This window comes from Psychrobacter immobilis (assembly GCF_003148585.1).
Taxonomy (GTDB): domain Bacteria; phylum Pseudomonadota; class Gammaproteobacteria; order Pseudomonadales; family Moraxellaceae; genus Psychrobacter; species Psychrobacter immobilis.
The window spans coordinates 48,151-72,947 of record NZ_QGGM01000004.1; the positions used below are offsets into that span (position 1 = coordinate 48,151).

Here is a 24,797-nt window from a genome sequence, read left to right on the forward strand (position 1 = left end):
AGTTACTCTTATAAAGTAGTCATCTATACACGTTAAGTGGCGGTCAGAATTTAGTACTCAAAACTCAGTAATCAAAGCTCAGCAATCAAAACTTAGCGATACTGCTGTAAAAATTCCATAAAATCTTCCGTTTCGGCTTTTTCAATCTCAGCTTGCTGTAATATCGATTTTTCTGCCAACACTTCGTATTTGGCTTGGGTGTTTGGGCTAAGCGTTTGCTGTAATAAAGACTCACGATGCTGCTGCGCCAAGGTAAAGCCAAGCTGCCATAAGCTGCCTAAACGCTGACTATCAGAGTTTACTTGTGCTGAAATGGTTGATTCAGAGTGCCCTGCTTTGCCTTGCATTAACGCGACTGCTGCCCGGTAATCGTTGCCGCCATAATGCGCATCAAGTAGCGCGGCAAGTGGTTGCATACGTTCTAAATGCACCAGCATCCAGCTCTCAAGCAGTTGCTCTTCGCCGTTGTTTATAATGTGTAAGCCTTCGCGTCGACCTTCGTTTACCACGCGTTCAAGATTGATGGCTAGGGTCTCTTCTTCCTCAGGTAATAGATCAGGTGAGGCGCTCAGCAGACAGTACAGCGCCATAACCTCTAAGAAACAGGCGCTAGACAGACGAATACCGACATCGCTATAAGGATCTAGATCGATTGCACGGAACTCAACATAGGCGATACCGCGGCGCTCTAATGCTTCGGTCGGTGTCTCGCCACTCATCGCGATTTGTTTGGGACGAATAGGGCTATAGTATTCATTTTCTATTTGTAAAATATGATTGTTGATTTGGATAGGGTTGCCATCGGCATCATCTAAGCCAAGCTTGGCAAAGCTTTCGTGCGGAGTCTGAATCGCACGGCGCAGTCCATCGACATACTCTGGCAGATAGTTATAACGAATATCGAGCTGTTCTTGCACACTATTGGTATAACCAAGCTTGCCCATACGTAGGCTGGTGGCAGCAGGCTTATAATAGGTTGAGTCGTTCAGCAGCTCTAAATCATGCTCACGACCAGCTAAGAAACAAGGGCAAACGCTAGGGCTAGCACCCAGTAAATACAGTACCAAACTGGTCAGCCGCTTAAAGTTACGGATAAGCCCTAAGTACTTTTCGTTTTTAAATTCTGTCAGCGTTTGCGCTTGTGCAGCAGGCATTTCAGCTTGCCAGACTTCAAATAATCCGTCACCAAAAGACAAGTTATAATGCAAACCTGCAATCGTTTGCATGCGGCGACCATAGCGGATACCAAGCCCGCTACGGTATAGCGTCTTGAGCTTACCTGTATTAGAGCTGCCATAATCAGCCAGTGGGATGTCTTCATCATTCGATGACAGCATACAAGGCATAGACAGCGGCCACATCAGCTCACCTTCAGGCATGGCTTGATAGACCAATACATGCAACTGACGCAGCATGTTTAGCGTCTCTTTTGGTGAGGTTTTGGGATCAGTAATTAGCTCAAGTAGGCTTTCTGAATAATCAGTTGTGATAAACGGATGGGTGAGCTTTGAGCCAAGTTTGGCTGGATGAGGTGTCTGAGCCAAGTAGCCATCGGGTCTTACGCGCAGCCCTTCTTTTTCGATACCGCGAAGCATGCCCGTTAAATGCTTGCTATCAAACCAATTAGGAATGTCAAAATTCACAAAGCTACTCGCAAAATTACTCATAATAGTCATCTATTGTTATTTATTATGGCGGCTCAAAACACGACTGGCGTTTGACCATAATGAAGGTAAATATTGGATTAAGAATGCCGTCAGTTTAGCTCAAAGCTGCCCTGAAAACCACGGACAATTACAAATACGATAAGCTTTACAGGCGCTCATTCATCTTGATTTTAATAGGTATTTCAATAAAAAATTTTATGGACAGCGCGTTACTGTTTTCTAAAAAACGCATAAAACAAGAAGCATCTACCTACGAGATAGATGCTTCAAAAGTACGACGTTAAGCTGTTTATGATAGCGTTGACTAACGAGGAAGGTATCTTGATCAAAAGTCATGCGTCTCGCCAACTTAAATAGAGAAGGATGAGCCACAGCCACACGTGGTGGTGGCATTTGGATTGGTGACGATAAAGCGTGCGCCCTCTAACCCCTCAGTATAGTCAACGGTAGAGCCTTGTAAATACTGATAGCTTAGTGAATCGACGACCAAGGTCACATCGTCATTATCAAAATTGGCATCGTCTTCATTCAGCTCATTGGCGAAGTTAAAGCCGTAAGAAAAACCTGAGCAGCCGCCGCCCGTCACATAGACACGTAACATCAGATCGCTGTCGCCTTCTTCTTCACGTAGACGTCGCACCTTTTGTGCGGCGCTATCGGTTAAGCTTAAAACAGTTGGATCTACTGGCTGGCTGGCGCTTGGATTAAATTGGTTGGCTGATTCGTTCATATCTACCTCAGTTGCTAGGATCAAATGCGGTCGTCCAGTTAGGGTTTGCAATGAAATAGTTGCAAATAAAGATACGCACGGCGTTTGATTCAATTGGGTGCTGTTATTATGGCGCTGCTATTGGTATGACTAATGGCGCATTATAAATATGATATCTGTGTCATTACAACGATTTGGTTGATAACGGGCACTTATCTCATCGCAGTATATCATAATGGGGGTATTGATTCGTTTGTCAAGAGTGACGCTACTGGCTGAAGGTGGCTGATTGATACTAGCGGTTATTATCCCCATAAACTCATGCTAAGAGAAAGACTTTTTGTGCGAATAAACACTTGGTTTTGAAATAGTTATTTAATCGTTTGCCTATGGGGCAAGCGTTTGAAATAATAGCCGCCAGTTAACATGCCAGATGTGTGTTTTTTATTGCCTTATATTTTATATTACTGTTGAGTTGAAGAGATTATATGATCGAATTTAAAGACGTTGGTGTTCGCCGTGATGGTCGTGAGTTGTTTGCAGGGGCAAGCTTCCAGCTACATCCGGGCCACAAAGTTGGCTTGACGGGCAACAACGGCACCGGCAAATCTACCTTATTTGCCTTATTGTTGACGCGAATGGGCAGAGGAGATACCGAGGTCACGCTTGATAGAGGTGAAGTCAGTATTCCTGATAGCTGGCATGTGGCACACATGGCTCAGGAAGTCGGCGCTACGACGCAGTCTGCGATTGATTATGTATTAAGCGGTGATGAGCAGTGGTATGAGATTAATGCTTTTTTGAATGATTTGAGTAGCGTCAGTGATGAGCAGATCGGGGTATTGCATCAGCAGTTCGATGAAATTGATGGCTATCGCACACCGACTAAAGCGGCACAAATCATGGCAGGTCTTGGTTTTAATACCAGCCAGCATGAATTGCCAGTAGAAGGGTTTTCGGGTGGTTGGCGCATGCGTTTGAATCTCGCCAAAACCTTGATGAGCCGTGCGGACTTAATGTTACTCGATGAGCCGACCAATCATTTGGATTTGGATGCAATTTTGTGGCTTGAGACTTGGATCAATGCCTATACTGGTCTGGTTATCGTCATCTCGCATGACCAAGCTTTTTTGGATGCCACGGTCGGTCATATCTTACATGTCGAACAACAAAAAATCACCCTTTATACCGGTAATTATCAGCAGTTTATTCGCACCCGTCACGAGCGTATGGCGCAGCAGCAGCAAGCCTTTGAAAAACAAGAAGCGACTAAGGCACATTTGGATGACTTTATTCGTCGTTTCCGTGCCAAAGCCAGTAAGGCTAAGCAAGCACAAAGCCGTATCAAGCAGCTTGAGCGCATGGCTGAGCTGTCACCGATGATGGCGGATAACCCATTCTCTTTCCGCTTTTATGAGCCAGCAAATATGAGCTCACCACTGATTGAGCTGACCAAAGCGGATATTGGCTATAGCGATACGCCACTTCTATATAATGCCAATGTGCAAGTAACGCCGGATACGCGTCTTGGCTTGCTAGGTATGAATGGCGCAGGTAAGTCGACACTGATTAAAGCACTGGTCGGCGAGCTTGGCGTATTAACAGGGACGTATCGTGTTTCGGATACCTTAAAATTAGGCTATTTTAACCAGCATCAAATGGATATCTTGGATGCCAAGGCCACGCCTATAGAGATGTTGCGTCGTCTAGCCGGTAAAACCTCTGATGCGATGTTACGCTCGTTTTTAGGCAGCTTTGACTTCCGCGGTGAGCGTATCGATACGCCGAGTGAGCTATTCTCTGGTGGCGAGCGTGCGCGCTTAACGTTAGCTTTGATCGTTTGGCAACGTCCGAACGTTCTGGTACTCGATGAGCCAACCAACCATTTGGACTTACAAATGCGCCAAGCGCTGACCATCGCTTTGCAAGGATTTGAGGGGGCAGTGGTACTGGTTTCGCATGATCGTGAGTTGATTGCCAACGTCTGTGATGAGCTGTTTTTGGTACATGATGGTCAAATCGAGGAGTTCGATGGTGACATCAGCGACTACGGTAAGTGGCTGGCAGAAAAGCGTAAGCAAGAGAACTCATCAGATAAAAGTACCAGTAAGAAGAAAAGTAAAAAAGAGAGTAAGAAATTCGTTTCACGTGAAACAGATAATGGTCAAGTGAGTAATAAAGCACCTGATAATTCATCAAAAAGTAAAGCGACGACGCCTGCGCTTAGTAAAGATGCGCAGCGCAAATTGGCGGCTGAACAACGCAAACTCACCGCGCCTATTCGCCGTGAGATAGAAGAAATAGAAAAGGCATTGGCTAAAATTGATGGACAGCTCGTGACTCTTGAAGAAAAACTGGCTGATACGGATTTGTACGAAGAAGGTCGCAAGTCTGATTTGCTTTTATTACTTAACGAGCAAACGGCATTGCAGCAGCAGCACAGTGACAATGAAGAAAAACTATTGCTTTTGATGACGACATTAGAAGAAATGGAAGCGGGTTTTGAGTAGAGAGCTGTTCGCTATAGTAAATAGTAGGTTTTGATTGTTTTTTAAGCTATTTTTACTTGATTGAGACAGTCACAAAAAAGGGAGAGCGCTGGCTCTCCCTTTTTTATTACGTTATTCCTTACGGTATTTACCATCACCATAAGACAGTATTTCCATTGTGGTCGTACATAACTGACAGTTTATTTGACCAGCAGCGGCTTTCGATAAATCCAAAATACGACCCCGAATGAAAGGGCCTCTATCGGTAATTTTTACGATTACACTCTGCTTTGTCTTCTTGTTGGTCACTTGTACCTTCGTACCAAACGGCAACGTGCGATGCGCAGCGGTCAAAGAGTTCATGTTGAAGATACTACCACTAGCAGTGCGTTTACCGTGGAACTGACTACCGTAATAACTGGTGTTTCCAGCAAAAACGGTGGTACTCAGCAATAGTGATAATGTGATAACCAAAGACTTGATTAAATAAGACATTTAATACCTTTAAGCAATTTATAAAATAGACAGATACACTTGCCTATGTTATTCATACTCCCTATGAGTATAAATAATATATTCATTTTACAACACATACTTTGTCATATTCTTACGGTTCTGTAAAAGAACTACCAAGGTCAAAATGCTCATTTAGGCACGCTAGCTAGTGAATACCAGTGATCTGTATGTAATTGTTTTAAATAATGATTTACATTGTTAATGGTATTTTTGGCTTGACTCTCTATTTTTTCATTAGGGCGAGTGTTAAATTGATATGACGTCTGTGGTTATCAAAGAATAATAATGTCAGAATCATAGAGAAATATGCCAATGCAGTGACAAAGGCGAATCATAATGTATTAAGTGCTTCAAACAACTTAAACACTGCTGTTGTTCGGCACTATTACTGGTAATATTTGTATAACGGTATTGAATTTTTGTATTACTATCATTATTAGATAGACTATCGTTACCACCTGTTATGTCGCAGTTGAATAAATTTCCGTACCATATCGTTTAAAATGGGCATACCAGTATCATTAACATGCTTTTATGTTGAGGACAAAAACATGGCAGAGAAAAATTACTATGACATTTTAGGGGTCAAAAAAGACGCGTCAGCTGCAGATATTAAAAAAAGATACCGTAAGCTTGTGCGTCAATATCACCCTGATGTGAGCGATGATCCAGATGCAGACAATAAGATTGCTGAGATTAATAATGCTTACGAAACCATTAGAGATAAAGAAAAGCGTGCCGAATATGACGCCATGCTAGACAATCCCTTTGCTGGTCAAAGTGGTGGTTTTGGTGGTCAATCTGCAAGTGGCGGGCAAGGCGGCTATCGCTGGGAAGATATCAAAGATCAGTTTGGTGAAGGCGAAGCTTATGGCGATGGTGGCTTCCGCTTCGATGACATCTTTTCGGCATTTGGTCGTGGTGCACGTGGTTCAGCTGGTGGACAATCGCAGCGTGGTGGTTTTGGCTCGCAAGATAGCAAAGGTCAAGATCAACATGCAGAGATTACGGTTGATTTGGCGTCCGTTTATAATGGCGACGACTACAGCATTAAGTTGAATGTCCCTATTCGTCAACCGAATGGCAGTGTCGAGTATGACAACAAAACGCTGAAAATTAAAATCCCTAAAGGCATTACTGATGGCAAGCAAATTCGCCTAGCAGGGCAAGGTGCCGCTGGTATTGGTGGCGGTAAAAACGGCGATTTATTTTTAAAAGTAAAAATCCGTCATGCAGACAATATCCGTATCGAAGGCGCTGATGTTTATCAAACCGTCAATATAGCGCCATGGGAAGCGGCGTTGGGTGAAAAAATCAACGTCAGTACGCCAGCTGGTACGCTTGCTGTGACTGTGCCTAAGAACAGCAAGTCTGGTAGCAATTTACGTCTAAAAGGTAAAGGTATCCCTGCTAAGCAAGCGGGTGATTTGTATCTAACCTTAAACATCGTGAACCCTGATATTAGCACTGAGGCTGCGACCCAAGCTTATGAGCAACTAAAACAAGCCTTTGCCGATATCAATATTAGTCGTTAATGGCCACCAAAAATTACTCACATTGAAACACTGTAATAGAGATGAAGACCATACGATAACGATGAAATAAAGAGCAAACGAGGATAATAGCTATGAAACACTCGCCTGAATTTACCGACATTATCATGAGCTTGGATGAGCTGGTATCTGCCTGTGGCCAAGAGCGCCAATGGGTCATCGAATTGATTGAAGAGGACATCATCGAATATGATGTGCCGGAACGTGAGCAGTTCACTGGTTATCAGCTGACGACAGTGCGCCGTGCCTCGCGCCTTAGCCGCGACTTTGAAGCCAGTGTTCCTGCGATTGGCTTGATACTTGAGTTATTGGATGAGCTCGAACAATTACGCCAATTTAAACGCCAATTAGATATGCAGACACCAGTGATTGAAATTGAAATCGATCCTTTAAAATAACTTATATCCCTTTTATTCAGTATATAAAAAATCAGCACAAAAAAAGGGTCTCTAAAATGAGACCCTTTTTTTACAAATAATATATTTAGCGTTTAACGCGCATATTTTGGATCAGCTGCTGCGGTAAACAGTACATCCGTTGAAGAGTTCAACGCCGTTTCTGCCGAATCCTGTATCACACCAATAATAAAGCCAATCGCAACCACTTGCATAGCGATATCGTTTGGAATACTAAATAAGCTCGCTGCCAATGGTATAAGCAATAATGAACCACCAGCGACACCAGAGGCACCGCAAGCACTAATGGTTGCAACCAAACTGAGTAGCAGTGCTGAGGCAAAGGTCACTTCAATACCGAGTGTATGCGCGGCTGCAAGCGTTAAGACGTTAATTGTAATCGCCGCGCCTGCCATATTAATGGTCGCACCCAGTGGAATTGTTACCGAATAAGTATCTTCGTGTAGACCCAGTTTGCGGGCAAGGTTCATATTGACGGGAATATTGGCAGCCGAGCTACGCGTAAAGAATGCGGTAATCCCTGACTCACGCAAGCATTTGAATACTAGCGGATAAGGGTTTTTGCCCGTTTTGATCAGTACAATAATAGGATTAGCAATCAAAGCGATAAATAACATACAACCGACCAGTACCATCAAAATACGCGCATAACCTGCCAAAGCCGCAAAGCCTGTCTCAGCGACGGTGTTGGCAACCAAACCCAATATACCAAAAGGTGCTAGGGCAATGACCCACTTCACCACTTGGGAGATGGCGTCAGAAAAATCACCGACCACAGTGCGTGTGGTATCACTGGCTTGACGCAGGGCGAAACCGATGATAATTGCCCACGCTAATATACCAATATAGTTGGCTTCAGCGATGGCATTAACTGGGTTTGCGACCAGATTTAGCAGTAGATTGGTCAGTACTTCTTTGAGGTTGGCTGGTGGGACTTGCTCAATTGTGGCGTTGACCAATACCAGTTCTGTCGGAAATAAAAAGCTCGCGCCAACTGCCGTTAGTGCGGCTAAAAAAGTGCCAAACATATACATGATAAGCACAGGCTTGACGTAGACTTCATTACCGCTGCGATGTTGGCTAATGGCCGCCATGACCAACACAAATACCAGTATGGGTGCAACGGCTTTTAGTGCTCCTACAAATAAGGTACCCAACAATCCTAAGGCAATACCGATATCTGGTGCCAACCAACCTATCAATACTCCCGCTATCAAACCGATAATAATAAGTGGTACTAGACCAATGCGCTTATACATCGCAAAAAATGAATACATCCTTACCCCGACAATCTAATGAATAATAAAAGAGATCAAGCCATTTTATGTTTTTTGCTTTACTAGTCTCATACTCATATAAAGCTAAGATTCGTAAAACAGAATAAAAATGGGTAAAGTATAACCAAAAAAAGGGCAGTTAAGCCCTTTTTTATTTTTATACCTATCAATCAAGGTGATTGGTTCGTTATTGTTAGCTCAAGTGACATTAGCGTGCATATTTTGGATCAGCAGCGGCAGTAAACAAGACGTCTGTTGATGAGTTCAATGCGGTCTCTGCGGAGTCTTGCAGCACACTAATAATAAAGCCAATAGCCACCACTTGTAGCGCAATATCATCAGGAATATTGAATAAACTGGCCGCCAAAGGAATGAGTAGTAATGAGCCACCAGCGACGCCAGAGGTACCGCCAGCACTGATTGTAGCGACTATACTTAGCAGTAATGCTGAGCCAAAGGTCACTTCAATACCGAGTGTATTCGCGGCTGCAAGGGTTAACACATTAATAGTAATAGCGGCACCTGCCATATTAATAGTGGCGCCTAATGGCAGGGTGACTGAATAAGTATTTTCATGTAACCCTAATTTGCTAGCAAGGTTCATATTGATAGGAATATTGGCAGCAGAGCTACGGGTAAAAAACGCAGTAATACCAGATTCGCGTAAGCAGGTGAATACCAGTGGATAAGGGTTTTTACCCGTTTTTAAGTATACGAGGAGAGGGTTAGTCACCAAAGCAATAAACAACATACAGCCTATCAATACTAGCAAAATTCGTGCATAGCCCAATAACGCAGTAAAGCCAGTATCAGCAACGGTATTGGCGACTAATCCCAAAATACCAAAAGGTGCTAGTGCGATGACCCATTTGACTACTTTTGAGATGGCATCTGCAATGTCATTGACAGTGCTGCGAGTCGTCTCGCCAGCTTGTCGTAGCGCAATACCCATAATAACGGCCCAAGCTAATATACCGATATAATTAGCATTGGCTAGGGCAGCAACTGGATTGGCGACGAGACTGAGTAATAAATTGTTCAATACTTCTTTTAAGTTTGCTGGCGGTACTTGCTCGATGGTCGCATTCACTAACGTCAATTCGGTTGGGAATAAAAAGCTGGCACCAACAGCGACCAAAGCGGCTATAAAAGTGCCTATCAGATATAAAAACAGCACCGGTTTTACATAGACCTTATTCCCGCTACGATGTTGACAGATAGCAGCCATCACTAAAAAAAATACCAGTATAGGGGCAACAGCTTTTAGGGCACCTACGAACAGAGTCCCCAAAATACCTAAGGCAATACCCACACTTGGCGCCAGCCATCCTATCAAAGTACCTAGTACTAAGCCGATAACAATCAGCGTTACCAATCCGATTCGTTGGTACATCGCTATTAATGAATGCATTTTTACCCCTTTAGTCCATTTGGAAATAAATATTAGCTTAACAATCGTTAGCTTAACGACCGAAGGATGTTAGCATTTTTTGTGATAAGCGCCTACTGACAGATTTTATGAAGCAGTAGGCAATAACGTACTTATAAGCCTCTAAGAATTTTAAAAGTCAAAATTTAAGCATAAAAAAACGCCATGACTGGCGTTTGATTTTTTAATAGAAGACTAAACTTTGAAATGGGTAAGCTCATACCCTAATTGCTGGTAATGCTTATATTTAGCGCGTCCTGCCTCAGTGCTGACCGTATCAGGTTTGATAAGCTCTAAAATACGAGTGGGCAATGTATTGCTGGTAGCATTTATAAAGTTATTAACGGGACGTATCGTAGTATTGAGTACGATCCCTTTAAAATCGGCTGGCATATAGCTGGCAAGCAACACTGGTGCTAATAATTGATTATTAATATCAGTATGAACACCGTCAATATCAGCGCTTTCAAGATTAGAATCTAAAAGGCGTTGATGCGGTATAAAGCTCGTATCGTCTTGTGCCCAAAGGGCTTCATCAAGCGTCGACAGCAATGCATCGTCTTTTTCGATAAGAATCAATAACGACTGGCTGCTTTTATTGAGCGCCGTCTGGGTCAGCTGACAAATAAAGCCCAAGAAATCTTGGGCTTTATTCTCAGTTAATACATAAAAGCTAACTTTCATAGAGTGGTTTTCATTGAGTGATGATTCATCAATAGATTATGCCATATTTGCGCTATTTTTTAGGTATTGCATGAATAATGGCACAGGACGACCAGTCGCGGCTTTGTCTTGACCCGAAATCCATGCGGTGCCAGCGATGTCTAAATGCGCCCATGCTTGACCTTCTTCGATGAAGCGCGATAAGAAACAGGCAGCAGTCACAGCACCAGCACCTTTACCACCGATATTTTGAATATCAGCGATAGGTGAGTCAATCTGCGCTTGATATTCGTCATCCATCGGCATGTGCCAGATAAGGTCGCCTGATAGGTTACTGGCGTTTTCTAAGTCAAACAACACATCTTCGTCATTACTAAAGACTGCCGAGCGTACATGACCCAACGCAACCACACAAGCACCAGTCAAGGTTGCGACATCAATGATGGCTTTTGGCTTATAATACTTCTGTACGTAGCATAAGGTATCGCACAATACTAAACGACCTTCAGCATCGGTATTCAGGATTTCAACGGACTTACCGTTCATAGCTATGATGATATCGCCAGGGCGCGTCGCCTCTCCTGATGGCATATTTTCAGCACAAGCTAGTGCACCGACAACATTGATAGGTAGACGCGCTTCACATAGTGCTTTTAGGGTACCAAGTACCGCAGCAGAACCGCCCATATCAAATTTCATCTCATCCATCGCCGCACCCGGTTTGATTGAGATACCACCTGAATCAAAGGTGACACCCTTACCAACAAGCACGATAGGCGCGTCATTATTTGCAGCATTGGCATTGTCTTCGCTATTTTGGTCAGATTTTTTAGCGGCTTTCTTACTAGCAGCTTTGGTTGGTAATTTATCGGCCAATGCTTTTAGACCGCCAGCTACTTTTGCGCTGTTGGTAGTGGCTTTGCTAGTATTGCCATCAGTATTGGCGCTAAAGTTAGACTTGCCACGATATTCCATGAGTACCAGTTTGCCTTCTTTGGTAGAGCCTTGCGCGACCGATAAGAAGCAGTTCATACCCAGTGCTGACATCTCGTCTTCGCCAAGTACCGTGACTTTTAAGAGGTCAGGATAAGTGGCTGCCAATTCTTGTGCTTGCTCAGCCATATACGCTGGGAAACAGATATTACCCGGCTCATTGGCAACATCACGGGTCAAGCTTTGACCAGTAAAGACCGCTTGTGCAAAGTCTAATGAATCTTCTAAAGACGACTCTGCCAATAAGTAGATGTTAGTTAAAACAGGCGTTTGCTGCTCAGATTTGTACTTGTCAAAACGATAGCTTGCTGCCAGTAGGCTCAGCGCAAATTGACTAAACTGGTTCTCTTCTAAGCTATCACCTAACGCCACAGTGATAGAGTCAACACGCTTTTGCGTGCTCTTATAAATGGTCTTGGCAATTTTTTCTAGAACGCTATGACGCAATTTATCAACATTACCCACACCGACCAATAATAGCTGTACTGGATTTTCTTTGGTGGTTTTCTTATCACCCGCTAGCGCATAGTCAGCTACGGTTTCACAAGCTTTGCCGTTAAAGTGTGATACTTCAATCAATTGTTCAATACGGGTTTGATAATCGCTCAATACTGACTCAGCTAAGATGTTTTTCTTATCATCGATTAAGACGACAAGGCAGGCCGCGTCTTTACTTTTGGCTTCTTTTTTGAGAATTTTTTGCGTATGAGTTTTTGGCAGTGTTTGGGTTAATTTAATATTCATATATTTATCCTTATTGGGGTTATGACATTATAGTTATGACGTTAGCGCTATGAAAATGGCAGATTTTTCTAATTGCTGATACCTGTTAAATTATCAGATTGTTTGGCCAATCAAGCAATCGCAATAGTGTAGCATATTGCGAGGTGAGTGCGCAGTGAGCAAGGTTTAGGTCATGGGTTCGAACTGCTTATTAGCTATTAACTAACTCATCGGTTGCTACTAAAGCGGCAAATCTATCTTGTAGTGCTGCCATCGCGGTAGCATGTATGGTATCAGCGCTGATTTTCTCTTTTTTATAGTCAGGCAGGTCGCGAGTGGCACAAGCATCATGGCAAACGAAACTGTCAAAGCCTAAATCAAAGGCGGCTCTCACGCTTGAGCTAACACACATATGACTCATAAAGCCTGCAAAAATAATTTGCTGTTTTTGCGCAGCTGAAATAAGTGCTTGAAGCTGGGTATCATGGAACGCATTGGGATTTTTTTTGACGATGACGGTTTCGCTATCCTTTGGTTGTAATTCAGCGATAATCTCGACGTTAGATGACAAAGGATCAAAAACGTTGCCATTATCTGCGCCATGATGCGCAATATGGAAGATAGGAACGTTCTGTTTACGAGCTTTGTCTAGCAATAGTCGCGCATTTTCAATGGCGTTCGTACCAGCTTGCCCCAATGGCATCGCCCCATCGACATATTCGTTTTGATAGTCAATAAAAACCACGGCGCAATTTGACCAATCGAGCGTATCAAATTGACCACCAGCGATTTCAAGTAAAGTAGAAGGGGTAGAAGCAAGTTTATTTGTCATTAATATTCTCCATTGGGCGAGATAATTAGGAATTTTTAGTTTTCTCAGTTTAACAAGTAATCCTAACGGTGCGAGGGCAGTGATACGAATGACACACAAAGGTTTCCAAATGACATCAAGTAAAAATATCGTGCAAAGACTTAATAAAAAGGCTTCTTAGATAAGACAAACTAATGAGTTAAATGCTAGTTATTCTTCTCATATCTTATCTATTATTGGTGAGCCATACAGCGTTATAGCAAGATGGACGCAATGTTTGCAAACACATTTCACAGCCATTTTTGAGCAAAATATGCTAGGATTAGCGGTTATCTTTATCGCTAATTTTTACAGCATGTCGCTAACCCGTCTCGCAGATATTTTCATATCTTTTGCCGTTGCTTTTAGGGCTGTTTAAGTATCTGATTGAGCAGCACGGTCTTGTATTTCTATTGTCCAGTTATCGGTATCCGCTATTGTATTTAGAGCGGTCCATAATTGTCAGTGTTTGCCAATAAAGCTGCGATAAATCGTGCGACTATCAACCTTTTTAAAAGAGTGCCCATTGTGATATTACGCCGCTATATGACTCAACAAGTTGCCTCAACGACCGCATTGGTTTTGGGGTTTTTAGTGGTGATGATGCTGGGCGGTCGTTTGATCCGTTACTTTGGGATTGCCGCAGAAGGCAATTTAGATATCAGCTTGTTATTTACCATCATTGGTTATAATTTGCCGTACTTTTTAGAGCTTATCCTGCCATTAGCATTTTTTATCGCTCTCATGCTGGTATTCGGGCGGCTGTATGTCGATCAAGAAATGGCGGTGATTAATGCCAGTGGGGTGTCGCGTGGTAAACTTGCCCGTTTGATGACGCCTTTAATCCTGGCGTTGTTCTTTGGGGAAGCAGCTTTATCTATCGTTGGTAAACCGTGGGGCGTACGCTCATCGGAAAGTGTCTGGCAACAGCAGGCATTGACCAGTGCTTTTGATTTAATTCGTCCCAATGAATTTATTAGTAGTGGCAATTATCATCTCTATGTGGGCAGCTTGAGCGATGATAAAAAGCAATTGCAAGATGTGATATTGATTCAATCTGAGCCTGAAAAAAAGGGCAGTGCCGCTAAAAACAACACTGCTAAAGAGGCTGCTATCGATGTTAAAAATACCATCGATCCCGAAACAGCTGAGCAATTAAATATTTCAGACATGCCAAATATGCCAACGGCGATTACTAATAATACCAACATCAGCAAAGATACTATTACGTTGGCTAAGCGTGCCGAGCAAGTAGACACGGGTAATAGCGGTGTGACCCAATTGGACTTGTTCCAAGGGCGTCGTTATGAAGTCGGTGCTGGCAGTCTGAAATACAATCAAGTGGGCTTTGATCATTACCGCATTACTTTGACAGAATCCTCAAAAGAAGTCATCACTGAAGATAATATCGAAACGCAAGCGATTGGACCATTATGGCAAGCCGCGACGGGTGGTACGGCAAGTAGTGGCAACTCGCTGCGTGTGGCACAAAGTGAGCTTGGCTATCGTTTGGCATTGCCGTGGTTGATGATCATTGCACCAATGCTCGCTGTACCACTGGCGCAAGTACGTCCGCGCCAAGGTCGCTGGTTGCGCCTATTTCCTTCTATTTTATTGTTTGTCAGCTGTGCACTGGGTATTATTTCACTCAAAAATGCTGTTAGCAAAGGCAGCGTGAGCGTCTGGGCATATGCGTGGCTCATTTTAGGGTTTATGGCATTGGCGCTTTATATGAATTGGGGTAGCCGTGTGCAGCATCGATTACGCTTTCGCAAACCGAAGAACACGCCTTTAACGGTTGCCGATCATCAGAGCAGTGGCTCACAAGGAGGGCAGTCCTAATGAGTGCCTTATTCTCTAAACCATCCAATCATGACTCGCAAAACGCTCATGCTAAGCACGCTCGCAAACCTGCCAAACTAAAAGTGCTTAGCCGTTACGTGAAGCTGAACGCTTTGCTCGCAATCGTCGGAGCTGTCATAGGCTTGTGGGCATTACAGCTGGTATTCTCTTATTTGTCTGAGCTGGATTCGTTAGATGATAGCTATACGATGGGCGAGGCGATTAAGTATATTTTTTATCGCTCGCCTTATTTTTTAGAGCAATTTATTCCCACTGGCGCATTGCTAGGTGCAGTGGTCGGCTTGGGCTTGCTTGCTAATAAAAGTGAGCTGGTCGTGATGCGTGCCGCTGGCGTCAGCGTTTATCGTATCGTCGGTTGGGTGTTGCAGCCTGCTTTGATTTTTGTGTTGCTCGCATTGATTATCAATCAGTTCGTGCTGCCGCACTCTAATCAATTGGCAAAAGAAATCAACGATGAAGACAGCAGTTCATTGGTTACCTCGGTACGCGGTTATTGGACGTTGCAGCCACGCTTTGAGAGTACAAAAGACGGCAGTGCCAAGCCAGATGGTAGCGATATTTTGTATATCGATTATGCTGATGTGCAAGGTAATATCGGCGAAGTTAAACGCTGGCATTTAGACAATAATGGCAATTTGCAAACGGCCATTCACGCTGAGGGTGGTAAATATATTGGTCGTGAGCCTGTTAATCCTGCCAGCAGCAAACCGAGCGAGCAATATCGCTATGAGTGGCAGCTGAATAATATGACCAAGCTAATGATTAACCAAGGCTTTGAGAGTAGCCAAGCCATCTCACCGTCAGATACTTTAAGCCTGCCCTTTGCCCCTGAATCGGTATATTTGCTTACCCGTAAGGCCGAAGATTTGTCATTGACTCAGCTGTATGAGCATCGTCAATTTATGCGCCAACAAGGTACGCGCTCGTTAAGTCATGAGCTGGCTTTTTGGCAAAAACTGCTCTCACCGTTATCGATTCTATCGCTAGTGATAGTTGCCTGCTCATTCGTTTTTGGCTCACTACGCACGCATAGCTTAGGCTTGCGTATCGTTGTGGCATTATTGTTTGGCTTGCTATTTAGTTACGTGCAAGACTTGGTTGGCTTTGTCTCATTGGCGACTGGATTTTCGCCATTATTGATGGTGATATTACCGATTATCGCCAGTGCGATATTGGGTGGCTATTTGCTGAAACGGCAGATGTAGCCAGATATCATTTGCCATAAAAAAGCCCGCTAGATCATGACGATTTAGCGGGCTTTTTGTTTACGCAGCTTTTAAGACATAAGCTTTTAAAGCTTAGTCTTTCGTCGCCATGGTAATCGTATAGGTTTTGCCTTGTTTGATCTTTTCGCTGTTGCCAAACACTTCGGTAAACGAGCGCTTCATAAACTGACGCAAGCCATTGATGGTGACCACGTAAAAACGCCCACCTTTACGCATACGGGCATAGGCATCGAGGAAATATAAATAATGCTGCTCTTTACCGACTTTGGCTGGCAAGTTTGACATCACCAAGCTAAAGTCTTTGTCTTTTGCCACGTGATTGAAGCCATTTGATAAATGCACATCGACATTTTTTAGACCGTTTTTCTCACAGTTACGGCGCGCATATTCGACTGCCATAAAATCTTTATCAATAAGCGTATGCAGACCATTCGGACATTCACGCGCTGCCGTCATACCGAGTACGCCGTAACCACAGCCCAAATCGATCGAGTCATCGTCCGCTTCAAAATCAATGTAATCAAGCAGCATCAAGCTACCGTCATCGAGCTTTTGCGGTGAAAAAATGCCCCACGTGGTCGAAAAATCAAATGGCTTACCCAGTACGTCTTGGCGAAAATTAATGTCTTCGCGCCAATGTTGGGCGTTTTTTAATAGGTCAGCAGGTGGTCTATGGCTCATGAGATTCTCGGATAATAGATAAGTAAAAGGTGGTACGCGATGGAATAAAACAGCGTACACATTATGATGGGTATTGTAACGAGAATTAAAAGAGATTGCAGCTAGGGATTACTGACGTTTTATAACGCTAATCACGTTTCTTACTTGTATCTACCTTGATGCTAGCAAGATGACTATTAATAGTGCTAGTTATACTTTAATCGAAAAAAAATTAGTGTGTGTAATAAGCCATATAGTAGTTTTGGTTTATGAGCGTGGATTTTGCTACTGATGCTTATATTCTTACTACTATGGAGTAATTAATCACCTTTAATTACTTTGTATTCGGCATCATAGTGAGCGTATAGAAAAGGTTTACCGCCTTCTTTTTCTGTTACTTTTGCCTGTAATAAGAACTTAGTACCTACAGGGTAAGACTTTCTCATTTTTGACGAACACTCGACGTTCATATTCGTATCAAGTCCCTGTCCTTCGATTGGGCGAGCTCTAATTCTTTTAGACGAACCACTTTTGATATTTTCGTAAGTCTCGATAATTACTTCTCGATAGTGAGTCATTTTATAATCTCAACCTCTCTTTTAGCTTCACATGTTTTTTAAGGAGTCTAAGCTCTTTCTTATATTAGTGTCATTTGGATCTATAGTCAGAGCATCTTCATAACATTTTCTCGCAGACGAAAACTCTCCTATGTCCGCCATTAAAGCCCCTAAATCGATATAGGCGTCCACAAAATCAGGCTCTATATCAATTGATTCTTGATAGTATTCAAAAGCTTGAACCAAATCACCTTGAGCGAAGAAATTCGAAGCCTACAGATAACAATCTCTGGCTATGCGATAGCTACTGTCTATTGCATTCGCCTGACCGTAGAGTGCAAAAGCGTCTTGATAGTTCTTCTTATAAAACTCAGCATTTCCTTGGCATTCTAAAATAGCGATAGCTGGCAAATTTGAATTTTTCAACATATTGTAAGCAGTTTCAAAATCCAAGTTTTTAAAGTGTTCAGTAATCTTTCTGACAAAACTTTGATTGTTATTATTGGTCATAAATTTTATCTCTTAGTCTCAATTCTAACCTCGCGGATGATGCTCCGCATGCAATTTCTGCAATCTCGCCGTCGCCACATGGGTATAGATTTGCGTCGTTGATAAATCACTGTGCCCTAGTAATAACTGCACGCTACGCAAGTCCGCGCCATGATTCAGTAGATGCGTGGCAAAAGCGTGACGCAGGGTATGCGGTGATAGCTCTTTATCGATAATAGCGACTTTGGCATATTTCTTAAGCAAATACCAAAAGTTCTGACGCGTCATATAGCCACCTTGCGCCGTCAAAAAAACCGCTTGGCAATTTCCTGATTTAAAATGTGCAATTAAATCACCACGAGCATGCGTTAGATAATCTTCTAGTGCATCGCTTGCATATTCACCCAATGGCACCAGTCGCGTTTTATTCCCTTTGCCCGTGATTTGTAACCAGCCAGCGTTTAGATTCACTTGCTCTAATGACAGATTAATCAACTCGCTCACCCGCAGACCGCAGGCATATAACACCTCTAACATGGCTTTATCACGCAGTCCTAGCGCGGTGCTGGTATCAGGCGCGGCAAGGAGGTTATCGACATCTGCTTCTGCTAAGTCTTTGGGCAATGGACGACCAAGCTTTGGGCTTTTGATACGCTCGCAAGGATTGTCTTCACGCAGATTACTGGCAATCATCCACAGATAAAACTGACGCAAGCTTGAGAGCATGCGTGCTTGGGTACGTGGGGTTTTGCCTTCTTGAGTAAGCGTTGATAAGCAGTGCAGCACGTCATCAGGCAGCCATTTGGTTAGGGCAATAGGATTAGTCAGCTCGCAAGAGCGCAGGTCGCGGACATAAGCATTACGAGTACGCGTCGCTAGACCACGTGCCAGCATGGCTTGACGAAACTCAGTGATATAACTGGGTTCGTCATCTACTGCCAGCGCTTTAGGTTGGCGCTGTTGCACGGCACGATCACGGCTCATAACTTGGTACCCGATGGGTGAATGTTAGATAAGCGTTAGACACCATAATGAAGTGACTTCAGCACTGCGAGCGACATGTAGAGGGTCTGTACCATCTTGGCTGCGACCATGTTTAGGTTGGGTATCCAGACGATATTTTACCGCCAATCCAGCATCAGCAAACAAGCCTAATAACTCATCACGGGTGCGCAGTTGCAGGTGCTCAGCTAAGTCTGACATTATTAACCAAAGCTCTCCTTGCTCAGCTAAGTGCTGTTTGGCACCTTGCAAAACCCCACGCAGCATCGCACTTTTGGCATCATAGACGGCGTACTCAAGAGACGAGCTTGGCTTAGCAGGTAACCAAGGCGGATTACAGACAATCAGATTGGCGAGTGGTGCATCAGTCGGATACAAATCGGCTTGCTGCAGTTGTACGGCAGGTAACTCTAAGCGTGTAAAGTTCTCGTTGGCACAAGCCAAAGCACGTGGATTCAAATCCGTTGCTATCACTTGCGGAACACCGCGCTGCGCTAAGATAATAGCCAGCAATCCTGTGCCGGTACCGATGTCATAGGCGACATCATAGGTCGCTGGTAGCGGTGCATCGAGCAATAGCTGCACATACTCATGACGGGTTGGTGCAAAGACGCCATAATGCGGGAAAATGGATAGCCCTAAGCTGTCTATTGGGACGCCTTTTTCGCGCCATCCTGCTGCGCCAAGTGCGCCTTGCAAGTCACGAAACGACAGCACGCAAGACTCATCCATCGCCTTATCTAACGGGCCAAAAGCGGCTATGCAGGCTGCACTGACATCGGGCGCACGGCGTAGTTGGCTGACATAACTGGCATCAAGCTCTAATAGCAAACGGCTCAATATGCGCGAACGCTGCGCTTGTAGTTGGCGCTGCTGATGAAAGAGGTTGGGAATTTCTTTAGAGTTGCTTGAACCAGATTCTGTTGTAAATTTAGCCGCTTTTTTTGCTTTACGCAGCTCGGAGCGTTCATTGGTACGATCTATGCGACGACCAAGCGCTTGTAGCAACTGGCGTGCATTATGAAAATCACCGCGCCACAATAGTGAGCTGCCTTCGCACGCCAAGCGATAAGCGTCATCAGCGGTCGTTGTATCATCGACCAATACAATGCGCGCAGATGGCATATGATTGCTTTCAGACAACCAAAGAGCATTATGTAGCGTTTCGTTTTCTTGCCATTGTACATACTGCTTTTCTGTTTGTAACACGTAATAGTCTACCTTTTGTGAAAGATACTTCGCTTAAAATGCAAAGATACCTTTATATTGTTTATTGCGCTGTCAATGTTGTGCTGTGATCAATGCCTTTCTGTGACCAATGCTTTGCTGCGGTAACTTGAGTGCATTTAAGCGCTTTTTTTCTTAACCAGATAACGATAAAGAGTGGCGCTGATTGGTGCATCCTCATCGCCAGCGACCATTATTTCATCGGGATCGACGTTTAGGTTTACATTTTCAGCAAGCGTTTCTTGCTGCACAAGCTCATGTCCCAAATGACGACAAAAATTAGGAATGTCACGAGTGGTGGCTGGGTCGGTGGCGAGTATTTCAATCACCTCGCCAGCATCAGCGTTACGGATGGTTCGATGCAGCATCATGACTGGCTCAGGGCAAATCAGCCCTTGAGTGTCTAAATGATGATTGATCGTCGTTTGTATGGTAGAAGTGCTCATAATAGTCATTTAAATCGATAGTATAAGGTAAAAGTTTTTTGCGTCATTTATAAGTATGCTTTACGCTTCTTCAGCGGTTTCAGTGTCTTTTTCTGCTTCTAGAAAATTAAAAAAGCGCTTAAAGCTCACTTTAAATAAAAACGCCACACCTAGCCAACAAGATAAGCCTAACCAGGCGGTATCAGCGAATAATAAGCCACCAATCAATATGATGGTCGATACGCCAATGCTCATGGCAATCATCGACGCTTGGTTTAATCGATAACGATAAATCACCAGCGCATCATAAATAGTAATAGGAATCGTAAGCGCAACCAAGGCATAAGGTAAGTTATAGAAAAGTTGATAAAGCAGTTGATTGTCATGAAAGGCTTTGATACTGGCAATGGTGCCAAAGACCATAAAGGCGAGAATAGCGGCATAAATGAGATAAATCGCTATTTGATTCGCTCGCTGTGCGCCTTTGATACGGGCGATGGCAAGCGGCGCAAAACCATGTTGCGATTTGTTTTGCAGGGAGTGGTCTGAGACAGTGGTCATAATAATCAGGTATTTATCCGTGTAGAGTGACGATATGTCAGAATTGGCAGTGTTTTAATTAAGAGTGCTTTAACAGCAGGTTTATCGCTGATTTAATCGGCTTTGATAGCGTCGATGGCGATACTGCTACTGGGATCAGCGAAATAAGTCGACATCAGAATGCAGGCAGAGATGTCGTCAATTGGGTCGCGTTCATGCTTAATCCAACCATTATCCCACGCGATCTCACGCGCTGCCACTGAGGTTAGACGCTCATCACAAAGGCTCACAACCACTGGTAGATGCTGTTCCATGACTCGATGCGCTAGACGACGAGCGAATTTATGCGCACGCTTAGACAGCATTGAGCTGCTGCCATCCATATTAAGTGGCAACCCAACCACCACTTTTGCCACGCCCCAGACTTTGATAATACCGAGCAGATTGTCCCAATCAGGCTGACCATTATTCATCGCTAAAATATCAAAGGCACGCGCAGTCTCGGTAATGGTATTACCCAGCGCCATGCCCATCTTTTTTACCCCGTAATCGAGCGCCAAAATAAGATGAGGCTTAATAGCGGGTTCCGCCACAGTAGTGTCAGCAGTTTCGATTTTAATGCTCGTATCAGACTCTACCATCATTATGCATACTTCCTATTTCTATTGGGCGTGATTCATTTAGCTTAACGGCTTTAATTTAAATGGATAATTTAACAATCATAACCAATTATTAAGCATGACCAATATCACTACTAAGGTAATCAAAGTTCACCCCAATCTTATCCGCGGCAATTTGCCAGCGTTCTTCGAATGGTGTATCAAACAATAAATTTAGATCAGCAGGACAGACCAGCCAATCGCCATTATTTAGCTCTTGATCGAGCTGTTTTTTACCCCAGCTGGCATGACCCAAGCACAGCTGATAGTGACCAACGCCTTGACCTGCGGCGATACGCTTAAGGATATCTTGACTGGTGGTAATACAGACGTTTTCTGAGATTGCAAAAGACGATGCCCATTCTGGTTGACCCGTATGCAGCACAAAGCCAACCTCTGGATACATCGGGCCACCCTCTAATGCTACATCTTCCATCACTTGCGCATCCGTCACTTCAATGTCTAAATCTTCTAGCAGTTTGCCCACGCGTGCCTGCTCTAATGGACGATTGACCATCAGACCAAGTGCGCCGTGTTTATCATGACGACAGATATAAATCAGCGCCTGCTCAAACCGTGGGTCTGACAGTTCTGGTGCCGCGATTAAGAAATGATGGGTCAAATTGGCTTTAGACATAGAGACAAACGCACCCTAATATTGAAGGTAAAATAACAGAAATGACACACCACTATATGGCGATACTGAGGTAAAAATCAACCAAAGCAAATATTTAGCAGTGATGAGACACAGCGCTGCACAACTGGTTGATGAATGACCAAGCCTTTATTTCACATCGGTTAATAAACTACGCGCATGGTCGCGAGTGACGTCAGTGATGATCACACCGCCAGACATGCGTGCCAGCTCGTCGACTTGCGCGCTATCAGTCAGTATTAATAGCGCGCTTTCGGTCTGCTCGTCATGATGCTTTTGTACCAAAATATGCTGATGCGCTTGCGCTGCGACTTGTGCTTGGTGAGTAATGGCAAGCAGTTGCTGCGTCTGCCCAAGCGCGCGTAGTAGCTCACCGACCACTTGCGCCGTGCCGCCACTGATACCGACATCGACTTCATCAAATACTAGCATCGGCTTGGCGGCATTATTATCGGCATTGGTCGCTTGCAGTACTTGCATCACCAGTGCCATTCGTGACAGCTCACCGCCTGAGGCAATCTTATGTAGCGGCTGCATCGGCATACCGACATTGGCGCTAAATAATAAATCAATATCATAGCAACCTTGTGCATTATAGTGGCTCGGCTCGATCTTCTTGGTAAAGACAAACTCGCAGCGGGCATTGGGTAGCGCAAGCGGTTGTAATTGCTTAATCAGTTGTTTACTGACAATTGGTGCAGCTTTAGTGCGTTCTTTGTTTAACTGAGTGGCTAATGTTAGATATTCTTGCCAAGCCTGTTCAATTTGAGCAGCCATCGCATCGCTACTGGGCTCGTTCTCTAATTGTTCTAATTGTATCTCCCAGCCTTTTGCTTCCTCAATTAAATCACTGGCTGGCAAGCTGTGCTTTCGTGATAAACGATGTCCTAAGCTGATAAGACTGTCTAATGTCTGCAAACGCTCAGGATCAGGCAACTGTTGCTCAGCATAATCTGACAGTAAGCCTGTTACCTCAGTAATTTGTTGTTGTGCTAAATGTAGTTGCTCGGAGGCTTGCTCAAAGGTTTGACTGACACTCATTTGGTTATCACAAAGCTTAATCGCTTGTCCAAGCAAGGTCATAACATCTGGCTCATCCGTGTCATTGTCGAGCAGATGTAAGCCATGGCTGGCCTCTTGCATCAGTGCTTCTATATTAGACAGCTCTTCGTGCTCTGCTTCAACTTCTGCATAATCAACCGCCAATAATGGCGCAATATCAGCAAGTTGGCTTTGCAATAGTTGAATACGGTCTTGGCGCTGAGCCTCACGGCTCGCAATATCGTCAGCACGGCGTTTGAGCTGCTGGTAAGCTTGATAGCTACTGGCAGTTTGTATAGCTAATGGCGTGATTTGTGCCATCTCGTCGAGCCATTGCACCACAAACTGCGGCTTGAGGAGCGCTTGCTGAGCGTGCTGACTATGGATATTGACCAGCAATGCACCTAAGCTTTTGAGCTCCGCCAAGCTGACAGGCGTGCCATTTAACCAAGCTTTTGAGCGTCCGGTATTGCTGAGCTGACGACGAATTAGGACTTCAGGTTCTTCTAATGGTCGATCATTTTTAGCGAACCACTCAGCGATGACATTGTTATGCTCCACATCAAACTGCGCATAAATATCGGCTTGCGCCGCCCCGTGTCTGACCATTGCACTGTCTGCGCGCTCACCAACACATAAAGACAGTGCATCGAGTAATAGCGATTTGCCAGCACCGGTCTCACCCGTGATGACATTGAAGCCTTCAGCCACACTCAGCTCATGCTGAGCGATCAACGCAAACTGATGTAAAGTTAATGATACTAGCATCAACGCCTCTCATGACAGACAATAGACTTCATATACATCTCAAGAAGCCATATATAAAATAGGGTAGATAAGGGAGTGAAATTATTCATTTAACCGTGTTAATGAGATAAATGTTATAGGCAAATAGTATGATGTTAAACGCGCTTAAATACAAACTTTCAGGCACTGTATAATAGAATTTATTCTTGGAAGATTACCATAAAGCTATCAAAAACTGGCAATGAGTCGTCATCATAATATTCACAATATCAATCATTAAGATGACTAAGCCTGTCAAAATGATGGCGTTAGACTAAGAATGGTTGCGGATCAAATGTATAAAAAAAGCCCCATTATAGTGATAAGGTGCTGACTCAAAAAAAGATGAGTAAGTAAGTTTAAGATTCGCATCAAACAGCAT

At 43.9% G+C, this 24,797-nt stretch carries 23 protein-coding genes and 1 pseudogene; 5 read left to right on the forward strand and 19 right to left on the reverse strand.

What is annotated here, in order from left to right:
• Nucleotides 1-92: 92 nt before the first annotated feature.
• Both gshA and erpA read right to left on the reverse strand, forming a co-directional pair.
• Complete coding sequence (gene gshA, locus C8D84_RS05005; protein WP_109590537.1) at nt 93-1,667, reverse strand: glutamate--cysteine ligase; 1,575 nt, start codon at nt 1,665-1,667, stop codon at nt 93-95.
• Between the two features lie 349 nt (nt 1,668-2,016).
• Nucleotides 2,017-2,397: an iron-sulfur cluster insertion protein ErpA gene (gene erpA, locus C8D84_RS05010; protein WP_045443732.1), complete on the reverse strand. Its 381-nt coding sequence runs from the start codon at nt 2,395-2,397 to the stop codon at nt 2,017-2,019.
• 467 nt (nt 2,398-2,864) lie between these two features.
• On the opposite strand from erpA, the gene C8D84_RS05015 reads away from it, so the two are divergent.
• Nucleotides 2,865-4,886 (forward strand): ABC-F family ATP-binding cassette domain-containing protein, encoded by a 2,022-nt coding sequence (locus C8D84_RS05015; RefSeq protein ID WP_109590539.1) that lies wholly within the window; start codon nt 2,865-2,867, stop codon nt 4,884-4,886.
• 111 nt (nt 4,887-4,997) lie between these two features.
• Here the strand turns inward: C8D84_RS05015 and C8D84_RS05020 are convergent, their stop codons facing one another.
• A complete protein-coding gene (locus C8D84_RS05020; protein WP_045442968.1) occupies nt 4,998-5,360 on the reverse strand; it encodes a septal ring lytic transglycosylase RlpA family protein in 363 nt (120 codons plus the stop codon).
• 572 nt (nt 5,361-5,932) lie between these two features.
• On the opposite strand from C8D84_RS05020, the gene C8D84_RS05025 reads away from it, so the two are divergent.
• Nucleotides 5,933-6,916 (forward strand): DnaJ C-terminal domain-containing protein, encoded by a 984-nt coding sequence (locus C8D84_RS05025; protein ID WP_045442971.1) that lies wholly within the window; start codon nt 5,933-5,935, stop codon nt 6,914-6,916.
• Nucleotides 6,917-7,008: 92 nt separating this feature from the next.
• On the forward strand, nt 7,009-7,332 hold the full coding sequence (locus C8D84_RS05030) for a chaperone modulator CbpM (RefSeq protein ID WP_060490155.1): 324 nt from the start codon (nt 7,009-7,011) through the stop codon (nt 7,330-7,332).
• A 92-nt stretch (nt 7,333-7,424) separates the two neighbouring features.
• Here the strand turns inward: C8D84_RS05030 and sstT (C8D84_RS05035) are convergent, their stop codons facing one another.
• The 5 genes from sstT (C8D84_RS05035) to C8D84_RS05055 all read right to left on the reverse strand — a co-directional run bounded on the left by sstT (C8D84_RS05035) (nt 7,425) and on the right by C8D84_RS05055 (nt 13,267).
• A complete protein-coding gene (gene sstT / locus C8D84_RS05035) occupies nt 7,425-8,627 on the reverse strand; it encodes a serine/threonine transporter SstT (protein WP_055123716.1) in 1,203 nt (400 codons plus the stop codon).
• A gap of 208 nt (nt 8,628-8,835) precedes the next feature.
• Complete coding sequence (sstT, locus tag C8D84_RS05040) at nt 8,836-10,038, reverse strand: serine/threonine transporter SstT (protein ID WP_109590541.1); 1,203 nt, start codon at nt 10,036-10,038, stop codon at nt 8,836-8,838.
• A 213-nt stretch (nt 10,039-10,251) separates the two neighbouring features.
• Nucleotides 10,252-10,740, reverse strand: coding sequence for a DNA polymerase III subunit chi (locus tag C8D84_RS05045; protein ID WP_109590543.1), 489 nt, complete (start codon nt 10,738-10,740; stop codon nt 10,252-10,254).
• A gap of 36 nt (nt 10,741-10,776) precedes the next feature.
• Nucleotides 10,777-12,456 (reverse strand): leucyl aminopeptidase, encoded by a 1,680-nt coding sequence (locus C8D84_RS05050; protein ID WP_109590545.1) that lies wholly within the window; start codon nt 12,454-12,456, stop codon nt 10,777-10,779.
• A 190-nt stretch (nt 12,457-12,646) separates the two neighbouring features.
• Complete coding sequence (locus C8D84_RS05055) at nt 12,647-13,267, reverse strand: cysteine hydrolase family protein (RefSeq protein WP_109590547.1); 621 nt, start codon at nt 13,265-13,267, stop codon at nt 12,647-12,649.
• A 564-nt stretch (nt 13,268-13,831) separates the two neighbouring features.
• On the opposite strand from C8D84_RS05055, the gene C8D84_RS05060 reads away from it, so the two are divergent.
• Together C8D84_RS05060 and lptG are read left to right on the forward strand one after the other, a co-directional pair.
• A complete protein-coding gene (locus C8D84_RS05060) occupies nt 13,832-15,127 on the forward strand; it encodes an LPS export ABC transporter permease LptF (RefSeq protein ID WP_109590754.1) in 1,296 nt (431 codons plus the stop codon).
• Nucleotides 15,127-16,353, forward strand: a complete 1,227-nt coding sequence (lptG, locus tag C8D84_RS05065) for an LPS export ABC transporter permease LptG (protein ID WP_109590549.1) — start codon at nt 15,127-15,129, stop codon at nt 16,351-16,353. The genes C8D84_RS05060 and lptG overlap by 1 nt, the downstream gene beginning before the upstream one ends.
• Before the next feature lie 93 nt (nt 16,354-16,446).
• On the opposite strand, the gene C8D84_RS05070 is transcribed toward lptG, so the two are convergent.
• The 11 genes and pseudogenes from C8D84_RS05070 to recN all read right to left on the reverse strand — a co-directional run bounded on the left by C8D84_RS05070 (nt 16,447) and on the right by recN (nt 24,397).
• Nucleotides 16,447-17,055, reverse strand: coding sequence for a class I SAM-dependent methyltransferase (locus C8D84_RS05070; protein ID WP_045454832.1), 609 nt, complete (start codon nt 17,053-17,055; stop codon nt 16,447-16,449).
• A 299-nt stretch (nt 17,056-17,354) separates the two neighbouring features.
• Nucleotides 17,355-17,480, reverse strand: a complete 126-nt coding sequence (locus C8D84_RS13960) for a hypothetical protein (RefSeq protein ID WP_265089799.1) — start codon at nt 17,478-17,480, stop codon at nt 17,355-17,357.
• Nucleotides 17,481-17,639: 159 nt separating this feature from the next.
• Nucleotides 17,640-17,843: pseudogene (locus C8D84_RS14025) on the reverse strand (tetratricopeptide repeat protein); the annotation flags it as partial.
• A 21-nt stretch (nt 17,844-17,864) separates the two neighbouring features.
• Entirely contained in the window at nt 17,865-18,101 is a 237-nt protein-coding gene (locus C8D84_RS05085) for a hypothetical protein (protein WP_109590556.1), read from the reverse strand.
• 24 nt (nt 18,102-18,125) lie between these two features.
• Entirely contained in the window at nt 18,126-19,064 is a 939-nt protein-coding gene (xerD, locus tag C8D84_RS05090; protein ID WP_109590558.1) for a site-specific tyrosine recombinase XerD, read from the reverse strand.
• Nucleotides 19,065-19,088: 24 nt separating this feature from the next.
• Entirely contained in the window at nt 19,089-20,291 is a 1,203-nt protein-coding gene (locus tag C8D84_RS05095; protein ID WP_109590560.1) for a methyltransferase, read from the reverse strand.
• A gap of 137 nt (nt 20,292-20,428) precedes the next feature.
• Nucleotides 20,429-20,755: a sulfurtransferase TusA gene (gene tusA / locus C8D84_RS05100; RefSeq protein ID WP_045454911.1), complete on the reverse strand. Its 327-nt coding sequence runs from the start codon at nt 20,753-20,755 to the stop codon at nt 20,429-20,431.
• Between the two features lie 60 nt (nt 20,756-20,815).
• A complete protein-coding gene (locus tag C8D84_RS05105) occupies nt 20,816-21,295 on the reverse strand; it encodes a hypothetical protein (protein WP_060490167.1) in 480 nt (159 codons plus the stop codon).
• A 92-nt stretch (nt 21,296-21,387) separates the two neighbouring features.
• Nucleotides 21,388-21,915, reverse strand: a complete 528-nt coding sequence (gene ruvX / locus C8D84_RS05110; protein ID WP_055123746.1) for a Holliday junction resolvase RuvX — start codon at nt 21,913-21,915, stop codon at nt 21,388-21,390.
• A gap of 91 nt (nt 21,916-22,006) precedes the next feature.
• Complete coding sequence (locus tag C8D84_RS05115) at nt 22,007-22,570, reverse strand: YqgE/AlgH family protein (RefSeq protein ID WP_045443003.1); 564 nt, start codon at nt 22,568-22,570, stop codon at nt 22,007-22,009.
• Nucleotides 22,571-22,717: 147 nt separating this feature from the next.
• A complete protein-coding gene (recN, locus tag C8D84_RS05120) occupies nt 22,718-24,397 on the reverse strand; it encodes a DNA repair protein RecN (protein ID WP_109590562.1) in 1,680 nt (559 codons plus the stop codon).
• Nucleotides 24,398-24,797: the final 400 nt, after the last annotated feature.